This is a genomic window from Vibrio sp. QJM3NY_39 (assembly GCF_057785895.1).
On sequence record NZ_CM173506.1, the window covers coordinates 1815865 to 1828900 of the forward strand.

Genomic DNA, 13036 nt, shown 5'->3' on the forward strand with positions numbered 1-13036 from the left:
TTTCTTTTTAAAGAGAAAGAATCAAAAAAAATTTGAAAACTGCCTTTAAAGATCCTTAGTTATTGTGATTAAAGCAATTAAGGCAGTGGAGAGATGATAGACATGACGAATTTGTTGCGCTCGGTCGACAACAACCACAAAGGGCTGCAATTGCTATTAGGCGACTTTTACAATGACTTTTCTGATGCAGCCCTAAATATAGAAGAGCTTCATAAAGGTAATCGTTTTGATGAACTCAACAGTTACTCAAAAAAATTGAAGACCATCTTAACGTTGCTTTGCGACCAAGACCTCCCGCCCAAAATGGCCAAATTGGAACACTTGAGCAGACACGAGTTCCCTGCGCCGGAAGAGCTTATAGAGGATATAAAAACTGAATTGCACAACGTCAATCGACAAATCAACCACTTGTTGGATATTAAGGAAGTAATAGATGGCAAGTAACCGAGGTAGGTCATGAGCAATAACCAAATAGAACATCACCTCAGAAAAGCACTTGCTTCCAATAATGAGGCTTCTAAGGTCACAGCTGATGACACTATTGTGCTTGCTAGTGCCATGACCAGCGTTCACAAAACGTTGCTCATTATATTCTTGCTCGCTTTGGTCGCTATTGCGGTGGCGTCACAAGCACGTATCGACATTGTTGTTTCTGTACGTGGGGAACTGCTATTGGAATCGGATGTTGAGAAAGTTCAACATTTAGAAGGCGGGATATTAGAAGAATTGTTAGTCAGAAAAGGGGAAGTCGTTTATGAGGGCCAACCTATCGCTCGCATACGCTCACTCGACCGTAACACTCAACTTGATACCGTCAATACTGAAATTATTCAGATAGAGCTCGATAAGATTCGTTATGAAAGCTTACGCGACATGGAAGAACCTAACTTCGATGCCTTTATTGAGGAATACCCTGAGCAGGTTCAGGTCAACATGAATACCTGGAGGCAAGAGTTCTCTAAAAACCGTTCAAATGAAGAGCTCATTACTCACGATATTAAGCACAAAAACTCGTTAATCAGCTCAATGTTAAAGCGCCGAAAAAGTTCAGAGAATCAGCTATCTCTGATACGTAAGCAGCTCAACATCAAAAACACCCTCTATAAAGAAGAGATGGCGTCTTATGTCGACGTTCTTAACATGAAAGTACAAGAGTCGAATATGGTGCGTGAGATTGAGAACCTTGACGAATCGGTGATGAATGAGCGCTTCCAACTCGACAAGCTTGAAAAGCAACACCGTGACTTGGTTGAGAACCGAAACTCTGAGTATCAAGCGCAAATCATTCAAGCGAATAAAGACCTCAAGCTGAAGCGAATCTTACAACCACAGCATTCCGACAAGGTTGATCGCCTAGTCGTCTACTCTCCGGTGGATGGTGTGGTCGACAAACTGCACTTCAATTTCCGTTCTGCTGTGATTCCGCCAGGAGAAAGTATCGCCGATATTGCACCGATCAATAACTCCCTTCACGGTGAAGCGAAGATCCCACGTAAAGACATGGGATTTGTCGAAATTGGTCAGGCAGTGAAAGTGAAAATGGATACCTATAACTTTGCAAAATACGGATTTGTTGAGGGAACCATCGCCTCAATCAGCCGTTCATCATACGAAGAAGAAGACGCTGAATTCTATTTAGCAGAGATTGAAATTGACCGAAACTTTCTTGAGCGAGGAGGTACTCAATACAAGTTATCACCTTACATGGAGTTTACCGCCGATGTGAAAACAGGCTCGCGTCGCGTGATAGAATACGCTGCAAAACCTGTGATGTCAGCCATCGAGGATGCTTTCGATGAGAGATAATCGATGAGCGGAAAACCTTCGTACAATATTTCCGTACCCGCTCTGCGTCTAAGCATACTATTTAGCGGGGTATTGGCTGCGCTCGCTTTCTATTTATACTTTTCTTGGTCAAAAATAGACTCAGTCGCACAAGTACAAAGCGCCCCACTGCTCATACAAGCCCAGAAGCTTAATCAGACCATAGAACAAGATATTCAAACTCTGCAACAGTGTTTAAGTACCAACACTTGCGGTACTAACGAATTCAACCTAGTTAACTTAAAGCGTGAAATTGATGAGTTTCGCTCTTTAGCCTCGTTGAACAAAACCGAGTTCAGCTTGGTTGGAGCAACTGAATACACGCAACTGGAATTGGCGATTAATCGTTTCTCCGATAGCCCAAAAACACGTAACGACTTATTGGGCTTGTACCTTTCATTGACCAATAACTATCTGCAGATGGACGACAACTATCGCACCATGTTTAACAACCATGCGAATGACTTAATGTCTGAGAAAAACGAGTTCTTTATCTGGTTGTTTATGGTGGCCGTGATATTGGCTGTGATTACGATTCTATCCAACTCAGTTGCTATGTTGAAACTGAAGAAATCCAGCTCGAACGAACGCGAAATCGACTATGAATTCGATGCCCTGTATCAAGAGCTGAAGCAGCTAGATTTACAACGTCTTGAAGAGCTTCTTAATGAAGTGAGCATCAACCCCAAGCAGCGTCAGATTTACTCTCATCTCAAACTTATTTTCAGTAAATTAGAAGACCAGAAGCGCAATAACGATCTCTACAAACAGTTGTATGCACTCATCGGCTATGAGATTCGTGGGATCACCAACACCATTAATGGTGGTGTCCAATATCTCGTTCAAGAAACCGATGAAAACGGCGTTTTAATGGCGAAGGATATTACGTCTGCATGTAGCACCCTATCTGAGCTAGCAGAAAACTATAATCGATTGATTTCACAGGGTACGGAAAGCAAGTCGAAAGAGTTTTCTCTACTGAGCGTGTTATCTGAATTGATGATTCATATCAGCGCCAAAGTACAACGCAATGAAAGCCAATTGGACTGCTTTATTTCCGACAACTTGCCCAATCGCGTAGAGGGGCAATCCACCAGCTTGTTCTGGATATTGTTCCTGCAGCTTTCCAATGCCATTCAACTCAAATCAAATAAGAAACTATTTGTGACGATTGAATCTGGGGCGGCTTCAGACATGGAAAATACCCGAGTTACCATAAATCTAAACTTCCTTTCAACGTTAGATGTCTCTGTCGCCAAGCTCAATAAGCTCCATTGGAGCGATCATAAACACCATACTGCTAACACAGACGACTTAGCGAAAAGCGTATTAAAAGATTACGGGTATTACGAAAGTCACTGGTTCCAATCGGGTACACAGGAACGTTTTCAGATCGAGCTTGATCTCAGGGCGAAGAACTTCCATACAGAGAAAACTCGCTTCGACGGCAAACGTTTACTGCTATGTGCCAATACTCAAGTTCGTATCGATGTAATGAAGAAAATGCTCAGCAACTTGGGGCTTGATATCACTGAAATTCGCACTGCCAATGAGTTATTTTCGGCGGCGAAAACCTTCGGTGAGTACGATGCCATCATGTTGACCGACACCTTTGAACCCAACAAATTACCATCGCTGAGTAAAACGGTGAAATCTCAACTTAAGAGTCACCCAAATACCAAGCTATTGCTGTCAGTAACCAATACTCAGCATGCACAAGAGTGTCACAGCTTCGTCGATAAGATCATCAACTCCCCTGCGATTCCTTATGAGTTTATTCCTAACTTGCTCACCATTATGGAAGCAGAAGCATCAGAGGAACAGATGGAGAACAGTTCGTTCCTTATCGTAGAAGATGACCGAGTTCAGCAGATCTTACTTAAACGAATTCTGACCAAACAAGAGTATGAACCAGACACGGTTGGCGATGGTGCTGACGCAGTGGAGCACTTCATGAATAAACGTTCTGACATCATCTTCATGGACTGCATCATGCCAGGTATGGGCGGCATTGAAGCGACCAAACGCATTCGCCAGTTTGAACAAGAGAACGAGAAAAACCCTTGTACCATCATAGGGGCAACCGCATTGACCAGCAGTAACGAACACCAGGCTTGTATTGAAGCCGGAATGGATTACGTGATCAGCAAACCTTACAAAAGCGACCAAATCATCAAGGTGATCAACAAGTATGTGGCGGTACAGAAACTTAACTAGCAGCATTATGGCTGCGCTTGCATTCAGCACAACACCTTCAGCATCGGCGACGACCCTGCTTGAGGCGGTAGAACTTGGCCTGCAAAACAGCCTATCCCTTCGCGCCAGTGATAAAGGTGTGGAAGAGAACGAATACAACATTGGGATCAGCCGCTCTAAGTTTCTTCCTTCACTCAATGGTGCAGCCGATACCACATGGAATGAAAACGAAACCTTGTTATCAAGTGTGCCTGATGAAACCTCTAGCTATAACTCAAACAGCTACAGCCTTTCCCTTTCTCAGTCGATATTCAATCTTGGTGATATTTTCAAATATGGCACGGCAAAACTCGACTTCAATATTGAAGAGATTAAACACGAAAACAAAATCCAGAGCACCATTTCTGAAATCGGATCTCAATACTTCGAGTATTTGAAAAACAATGCGCAAATAAAAGCGACCAAGGTCGAACTTAAGTCGTCTGAGACTCGTGAACATCAGATGCGACGTAACGTAGAATTGGGGAACACAGCCGCCAGCGAGCTGTACGAAGTTATCGCTCAGAAAGAAGGTGTGTCGAATCGATTAAGAACCTTGCAGAAAGACCGACGAGTCATTCTCAACGGACTATCTATTCAGATTCAGTACCCTATCACTCCATCGCAAGATATATACGAAAGTGTGCCATTAAAAGAGATAAACGAAAGCGAACAACACTCAATCATGGATCAAGCATTAAAGCTCAACAACGACTTGTTAGTGGCGAAGAAAAACGTCGAGAGAAGCCGTAGAAGCTTAAAAGAGAGCGGTACAAACTTCTTACCTACCGTGTCGCTTTCAGCCAGTTATCGTCACGATGACGCCAATAACTACGATAAAACCGACATCACTGCTACAGGCGAAAGCAACTCAACTAGCGTTGGCTTGAATCTAGCCTTGCCTATTTTGTCTGGTGGTTCTGATTACTATGGATATCAAAAATCATCGACGGCAATTGAACGTACCGAACTGCTTTATCAAGACTCGCTTTACACTACCCGTAACAGCGTGAACACCTCTGTGCTCAACATTAACGATTTTTCGCAATCTATAAGCAGTTACGAGAACATCATTCGCGCCAACTATGCGTCTTACAAAGGTATTCAAAGGGCATACCAGTTAGGCACCCGTACGATCACCGATTTACTTGCCGCAGAAAGTAAGCTCTTCAGCGCCTTAAGAGACTATGAAAGCGCACGATACGACTACATCATCGAAACCATCAAGCTGGAGCAAGTTAAGGGCGTGCTCTCGATTCAATCGATAGAAAGCATCATGCAATTGATGAGCGATATCGAAGGACGAAACAATCAAGAATTAGTGCCTAAACACCTTCTCTCAACTGAGTCGTTGAAAACAGGAGGTCGCAATGCAAACTGAGCAGTTTTCTCAAAAGATCAATATGGCAGATAAGTGCTATCTGACTTTCTCTACGATAATTTCCACCCTGTTTGGCTTGGTACTGCCCTTCTCTATTCTGATCATTTTTGACCGAGTGTTACCCAACCAAGCACAAGATACTCTGTTCTTATTGTTCGCGATTATCTTGATTTCCATCTTCCTCGACTATCACCTGAAAAATCAGGAAGAGAAGATATCTTCCGTCATCATGAGGCAGTTTGAGACCAACTTAACCAACAAGGTGTTCCAATCCATCTGTTTGGCTGAAATCTCTAAATTCCGCCGTTTAGAACCGGGCGAATACTTAGAGCGAATCTCAACCATTCCTGAATTGAAAACCTTCTTTGGCGGAGAATCGGTTCGAGCCCTTATAAACCTAGCTGTCAGCGTAATTACCATCCTCATCATCGGCCTAATCAACATATGGGCAGGCGTGACGCTTCTGATTGCCTCACTCATTTTAGCCATTTTCGCTTGGAGCCTTTCTAAACAGAAGATTGGCAGCATACAAAATAAGTCAGACATAGAAGGCTTAACCACTTCTAAAATCATCGAGATCATTTCTAGCCCGCTGGATATCAAAGCGCGAAACATGGAATACCGCGTTGAAAGCCTGATGACACAAATGGTCGAGGAACGTGAAGTTGAAAACATCAAATACGAACAGATTGAATCGAACTTCGGCTTGATCTTGGCGCTCATCCAACAGCTTTCAATTGCTTGCGTTGTTGTAGTACTAGCAACCGCTGTTATCAACATGGAATCAAGCCAAGGCATCATGGCAGCGATCATTATGCTGACCAACCGTTACTTCGCGCCTTACCAACAAGTAATGCGTACTGCGAGCCGCTGGGAATTAAATAAGCTCCATATACAACGTATCGCGGAACTGCTTGAACTGGCAGCGTCTGTTGAACATCAACATGAGACAACGGAAGTAGAACGTATTTCTGTTAAATATTCTGAAAAGCAGCGTATTGAATTTGAACTCGGACAAGCTTATTTACTGACAGGGAAAAGTGGCACAGGCAAGACCCATCTCGCCAACTGTATTACGCGGCAGAATAGCGATAACAAACTGGATATCATGATTAATGACACGCCTCTGGATGACTTGAACTACAACGTATGGCGTAACAGCGTGCTGATGGTCGATAAAACAAGCTCGTTCGTGGAAGGAACCATTATTGATAACCTAACCTGCTTCCGACCAAGTTTGAATAATACGGCGTTTGCACTGTGCGAGACCATGAACATCAAGGCACAAATCGATGGGCTTCCTGCTGGTTTTTACACAGAACTCAAAGGCCACATGCGCAATCCATTCTCACGCCAAGTAGGTTACGCCTTATTATTGGTTCGCGCCCTGCTCGCCAGTAAGCGTGTATTGATATTTGATGATATCGATTGTGTCTATGATGAGGAATTTGCACGAGTGGTGCTGACCAGTACCGCCTATCGTGCCAATGACAAAATCCTAATCATCGCCAGTAATAAGATGGACAAACTAAACCACCGCCTCAAACGCGTAAAACTTACCGGAGGTGATCAATGAGCATCCTAGTTGACTTCAACAATGTTCCGCAGCGGGTGTTGGACTTTGAAGCAAGTGGTTATGATGAACGCTACAGTCAGTCACCGCTGATTCGTGGCTTAGCTTACACCCTGATAGCACTGGAATGGGAAGGCACGCCGTCTATTCTCAGTGACGCTTTTATTCCCAAACAAAAAGACAGCGACAGTTTTACTGCGACTATAGAGCGTCTTGGATACCGCTGTGATGTGACCAAGCTAAAAACTCTCGAGAATATCGACCAGTACCCTCACCCATGCTTTATTGAGATAGAGAACCTTAGCGCCATTTTCTTAGGTACTAAGGATGGAAAGTTACTCCTGTTTGATTACACGAACAACAACACCATTGAATATCCAATGTGCAAAAAGCCCTGTTCGCTGATTTCGATTAGCGAATATTCTCGTCTATTCCGCGAACCACCGCCGGAATCGCAAGACAGAAGCAATTGGATAAAATACGCTTTCTATCGCTATAACAACGAACTTAAAAGCTTGATCATACTGAGCTTCGTCATCAGTATACTGGGCGCGTTACAGCCCTTCTTTATTATGAGTGTGTATAACTTCGCGCTAACTTCGAGTTCTCAAGCAACACTCTATTGGCTAACTTTATTTGCCATCATTGTTGGCTTCTCTGAATACTTTTTTAAGAAAATGCGCGTCAACATTATTGCGACCTCCGGTAAAGATCTCGCGGTGCACATCTCACAAGCCGTAATATCGAAACTTCTATGGCTGCCCTACGCGATGACATCAACCGCTGGGGTTTCGTCTCAGTTGGCTCGTTTGAAAGATATCGACACCTTCCGACGCTTAGTGACCGCAGAATCAACGCTTAGCTATTTTGATATGCCGTTTGTAATTGTATTTATCATCGCCATTGCCCTTATGTCGGGTACGGCAGCGCTTGTAGTGATGGGGGGCTTAATCTTGATGTTGGTGTTCTGTGTGTATTCTCGCTATATCTACTCGCAAGCCACATCCAAAAGCTCGCGCGCCAATGCGATGGTCTCGTATCAATGGAATGAAATCCTTCGTGGTATCAAAACTATCCAAGGCCTTCCTTTACTTCGTGTCGTTCAATCTCGTTTCAGTGCTTCACATATGCAAAGCACCAGTGATGCCGAGAACGTTGCCGTGACTAACAGTAAGATTCAGGCTGCTGGCGGCAGTTTGATTCAGGTGATTGGTACTGCAAGTATCGTGACCGCAGTAATCGGAGTAATGGAAGGGACTTCTGATGCTGGTGCGATGCTCGCGACAGTGATATTGGTTTGGAAGGCGTTAGGTCCGATCATGGGTATCTACAACTCAATTTCTAAATTCCAGTCGATTAAGGCTTCATCCGCACAGATCAATAACTTAATGTCGATGAATGACGACAAATTGACCTTAGAGAAAAGCCCACCGATTCGTCTGTTCCAAGGTAGTATTGTTGGCAGTGGTGTCAGTCATCGTTACACAGGTGCGGCGACCGGCTTAACCAACCTTGGTTTTAAGATACCACCCAGTGCAAAAGTCGTCATTTGCGGCCCTACTGGCTGTGGGAAAACAACACTCATCTCTATTATTGCTGGCTTAGAAGATCGTTATCAGGGTGCCGTATCTGTCGATGGTTATAACATTAAGCAGTTCAACAGCTATCGCTACCGCACATCGATCAATTACATCCCTTTCAATCTGCACATTTTCGAAGGCTCTTTAGAGACCAACTTCATTTTGCACAATGGGTTGATTCCGACAGAGAAAATGCAGGAAATGGTGAGCTTCTTCGAACTAGACGAATGGCTACCAGAAGGATTGGCAACGCAATTGAGTGTCGATAAATGCAAAGGCCTTCCCAATGGTATTCAGCAAAAGCTGCGTTTGGCGCTTGGTTTAGGCAACTGTGAGCAATCTCTGATCATCATTGATGAACCCTTTAATGGGGCTGAAAATGAAAACGCGCAGTATTTTAACCGTTTGTTCAGCGATAAGTTGTTGAACAAAACAGTCATTTTTTCAACCAATGATCCCGGCTTGATCGCCACTTCCAATATGAGTTTGGTTCTAGAGCCTGACGGGAATCTTAAATATTTTGGCTTAACAGACAAATACTTAAACAGTTTGAGTTAAACACGACGATGCTTACTCACAGATTACTCGTTCAATAAATGGATGTAATTGACAAAAACATAAGTGATAGAGATGATTCGATCTGTGATCACATGTAACAAGGAAGCAAATGTACACATTCGTTGCAGACAAGCTTGATGTCGCTTACTTATCCGCAATTCCTGAAAACCATCAACTTCAGGACTGCGATGTGCCTGAAGAGGAGATCGAACTTCGAGAGATCGTTGAGGTTTGGTATGAGTGTGCCTTTCTACCCGCTTTCAACCTTCAGAAAATCGATATCGAGAACAAAGCTGAGCTAACCGTCATACAAACACATGTATTGAACAACGATACGAGTACGCTCGCTTTCCTACTCAAAAACAGAGTGTACCGCGCTGCACTGAACAGAATGCTTGGTGTTTGGGCGTTAGAACCCTCTGCAAAAACGGTGCTAGAGCAACTTCTGTTTGAACTAAGTCTCGATAAAAAGCGCCCTCATTAACTCGCTTTATAAGCTATTCATCAATAAGCATAAAAATTAAACCGACTGACAATCGCTATAAGTTGCTAGTAAGAGAAGATATTTCAAAATAAGCTCTGGAATCACAAGAACTTATACCCCTCCCACACTTCCATTAAATTTACCGTTTCAAGGTTTCCATATCCGCATTTTTATTCTACTGTTTTTATATAAAAACAGTTGGATGGATCCTTATATGGCGATTACGGTCTGGAATAACCTTTCAGTCAAACATAAACTCTTTGGCTTAGTTCTACTTCCCATTTCACTACTGCTCTTTCTAGCAGGCAGACAAGCGTATATTTTAACGACTCAGTTAACCGATTTTGAACGAACCAATCAGTTATCTGTGTATCTTCAAGATATTTCGGTCTTATATCGGAGCACTCTGGCTTCTAGCCCTCAAGAATTCGCGACGCAAAGCAGCCAAGTAAAGGCAGAACTAAAAACACTTTCTCCAGCTATATTTTTAAACACTTCTGATGAAATGAACCAACTGGTTGCAGACTTCAGCGAAGCAACCCTATCAACGATGGAAGTGACGGATAGTTACGATAAATTGGATGCACTTGAATGGCAGAGTGATTTGTACAAACAGTTGCTCCTTGAGATAGAAAAAGTCCCTTTCGAAAACACCAAGCGTGAAATTCAACAACACCTCACCGCGTTACAACAGCTTGAATGGCTGATGTTTTGGTCAAATGAAGAATTTAAACTGGGTACCTCATTGATTGAGATATTCCAAAGTAGCCAAGAATACGACCCAGAACTTGCAGAACAGATCGAAACTCTGAGTGAAAGACAACAACTGTTCCTAGAACGCTTTGTGTCATTGAATGCAAACGAACATCAAGTATCTTTAATGGTCGAAGTATTTAGAAATGATGTTTTCGCTCAGAGTCAAGAAATCAGAAGTGCTCTGCTAGACCTCAACGCAATCAGCCAACTTACACCACAAGAAATATCTGTTGGCCTAGAAGCGATGAGTGCTCGACTTAACTTGTTGCAAAGCCTTGGAGGGGTAATTAAACAGGAATTCCAAACAGAAGTTGCTCAAGCGATTTCAGATGCCCAAATGGAACGAACACTGTTTATCTCCATCGTCGCCTTACTCGCCACCATTGTTATGGGCTTAACCTTGAGTCTGGCAAGACAAGTGACGAATAATCTTGGACTCGTCCTTAATTTTTTAAAAAGCGAAAACGATGAAACCCGCCCCTCTCTGGAAAAACTGATTCAAGGTAAGGATGAACTCAGTCTTTTTGCTCAACAGGTAGAACGACTAACCATCGAAAGAGAACACGCCAAAGAAAAACTAACCCTAGCAAAAGAAGACGCAGAAAAAGCGAAAGACCACGCCATACAAGCTAGCAAAGCTAAAAGTAGTTTCTTGGCCAACATGTCTCATGAAATTCGAACCCCTCTTAATGGCGTCATTGGTATTTCAGAAATACTGGCTGATACACCACTGACACCAACACAACGAGATTACGTTGATACCATTGAAACCTCATCTCAACTATTACTCAGCTTAATCAACGACATCTTAGACTTTTCTAAGATCGAATCCGGCATGCTGCTTATCAGCCCACATTCAGCATCCATTAGAGAGTCGATATATGACATCGCTTCTATCGTTGCACCAAAAGCAAAAGAGCAGAAAGTTTTGATTAACGTCGATATCAGTCCAGACACCCCCGCTCGAGTGATGATAGACGATCATCGATTAAGACAGATCTTAATGAACTTTATGTCTAATGCGGTAAAATTTACTGCCGAAGGTGGGGTGACATTATCCATCCAGACTCTCAGCAATACTGAAAACAACGTAACCATTAGATTCGCAGTTAGGGATACCGGCATTGGTATCGATAAACAGCAACAGAAACAGATATTCGAACCCTTTGCTCAAGAAGATGATTCAACTACACGTCAGTTTGGTGGCACGGGGCTTGGCCTGGCGATTAGTACGCAATTAGTTGAACTGATGGGTGGTCAGATTCAACTCGATTCCGTTAAAGGTGAAGGCAGTTGTTTCTACTTCGATTTAGAGTTACCCGTTGACTTAATGCTACCGAAGCCAAGCATTGCAACTGCCGATATTTACGTACTTGGTAACGAGAACGAGCTATCTAGACGCATAGAATGCGACCTCAATCTTTATGGTCTAAAAGTTACTCAGCAAACAAGTGATACGGCTGCAATAACAGAACAACTCGCTGCTCAAAAGCACAATAGACCAATCACTGTTGTTTTTGCTGAAGACGATGCGTTCCAAGCCAGTGACTACTCGAATGACTTGGACAAGCTTCATCAGAATGGAATCACTATTTGTCTAATTCGTTCATTTCTTAGCGAGCCAGCCGATATCGGAGACTGTGTTACAGCACAAGTATCGCAGCCCCTACTCGGCTTACGGTTAATTAAAGCGGTTGAACTTTGTGATACACAAGGTCTAGCTGAACTATCAGAGGCTAGCCAACAACCTTTAGAAATACAGCATAAAATCCTTATCGTCGAAGACAATAAAATTAACCAGAAGATCGCTGGTCTTCATGTTGGAAAAAGTGGTTTCGAATTTGAGTTTGCTAACAACGGCCAAGAAGCCATAGACAAGTTCACAGCAAACCCTCATTACGCAGCGATCCTGATGGACTGCATGATGCCCGTTATGGATGGTTTTGAAGCAACGAGTAATATTCGACGAATTGAACTAGAAACTAAGGCTACACGCCGTATTCCGATCATTGCCTTAACCGCCAGTGTTATTGATGACGATATTCAGAAATGTTTCGACGTAGGTATGGACGACTACGTACCAAAACCGTTCAAGTTCGAAATGTTAAAAGAGAAAATACTCACCGCAGTAGAAGCAATGCCGCTTCCTAGCGGGCACATCCCTCCTGCCACATCAAAAGCTTCAACCGTAACCCCGATTCACAATGCTAATTCAGCTAAACCAACGTTACCGGAAGAAGTCGATCAACAAACAGTGCCAACTAAATCCGAAAGAATATTGTTAGTCGAAGATAACCGGGTTAATCAGAAAGTGGCATCTGTAATGTTAACTAAAGCGGGATATGCATTTGAAATTGCTGAGAACGGGCAAATCGCCGTTGATATGTATCAAAACGACAGTAGCTTCGACATTATTCTCATGGATTGCATGATGCCAGTTATGGACGGTTTCACAGCGACAAAAGAGATAAGAGAGCTCGAGAAAAATCTAGGTTTAAGAAAGACGCCTATTATCGCGTTAACAGCCAGTGTTATCGATGATGATATCCAAAAATGCTTTGATTCGGGTATGGATGGATACGTAGCGAAGCCAGTGCGAAAAGAAAAGCTATTCCACCAAATAGAAAGTGCGACTTGTTAGGAGA

General features: G+C 43.1%; 8 protein-coding genes. All 8 read left to right on the top strand.

Annotation, left to right across the window (positions count from 1 at the left end):
- Positions 1-93 precede the first annotated feature (93 nt).
- The 8 genes from AC3CHU_RS23840 to AC3CHU_RS23875 all read left to right on the top strand — a co-directional run bounded on the left by AC3CHU_RS23840 (position 94) and on the right by AC3CHU_RS23875 (position 13032).
- Complete coding sequence (locus tag AC3CHU_RS23840) at positions 94-444, top strand: hypothetical protein (RefSeq protein WP_488525847.1); 351 nt, start codon at positions 94-96, stop codon at positions 442-444.
- A gap of 12 nt (positions 445-456) precedes the next feature.
- Complete coding sequence (locus AC3CHU_RS23845) at positions 457-1806, top strand: HlyD family type I secretion periplasmic adaptor subunit (protein WP_488525848.1); 1350 nt, start codon at positions 457-459, stop codon at positions 1804-1806.
- Between the two features lie 3 nt (positions 1807-1809).
- Positions 1810-4041 (top strand): ATP-binding response regulator, encoded by a 2232-nt coding sequence (locus AC3CHU_RS23850; RefSeq protein ID WP_488525849.1) that lies wholly within the window; start codon positions 1810-1812, stop codon positions 4039-4041.
- Positions 4016-5440 carry a TolC family protein gene (locus tag AC3CHU_RS23855; protein WP_076670191.1) on the top strand — a complete coding sequence of 475 codons (1425 nt, stop codon included), beginning with the start codon at positions 4016-4018 and terminating at the stop codon, positions 5438-5440. The genes AC3CHU_RS23850 and AC3CHU_RS23855 overlap by 26 nt, the downstream gene beginning before the upstream one ends.
- Positions 5430-7016, top strand: a complete 1587-nt coding sequence (locus AC3CHU_RS23860; RefSeq protein WP_488525850.1) for an ABC transporter transmembrane domain-containing protein — start codon at positions 5430-5432, stop codon at positions 7014-7016. The genes AC3CHU_RS23855 and AC3CHU_RS23860 overlap by 11 nt, the downstream gene beginning before the upstream one ends.
- Positions 7013-9151, top strand: a complete 2139-nt coding sequence (locus AC3CHU_RS23865; protein ID WP_488525851.1) for an ATP-binding cassette domain-containing protein — start codon at positions 7013-7015, stop codon at positions 9149-9151. Before AC3CHU_RS23860 ends, AC3CHU_RS23865 begins: the two co-directional genes overlap by 4 nt.
- A gap of 109 nt (positions 9152-9260) precedes the next feature.
- Entirely contained in the window at positions 9261-9635 is a 375-nt protein-coding gene (locus AC3CHU_RS23870) for a hypothetical protein (protein ID WP_102311941.1), read from the top strand.
- A gap of 214 nt (positions 9636-9849) precedes the next feature.
- Entirely contained in the window at positions 9850-13032 is a 3183-nt protein-coding gene (locus AC3CHU_RS23875; protein WP_488525852.1) for a response regulator, read from the top strand.
- The last annotated feature ends 4 nt before the right edge of the window (positions 13033-13036 follow it).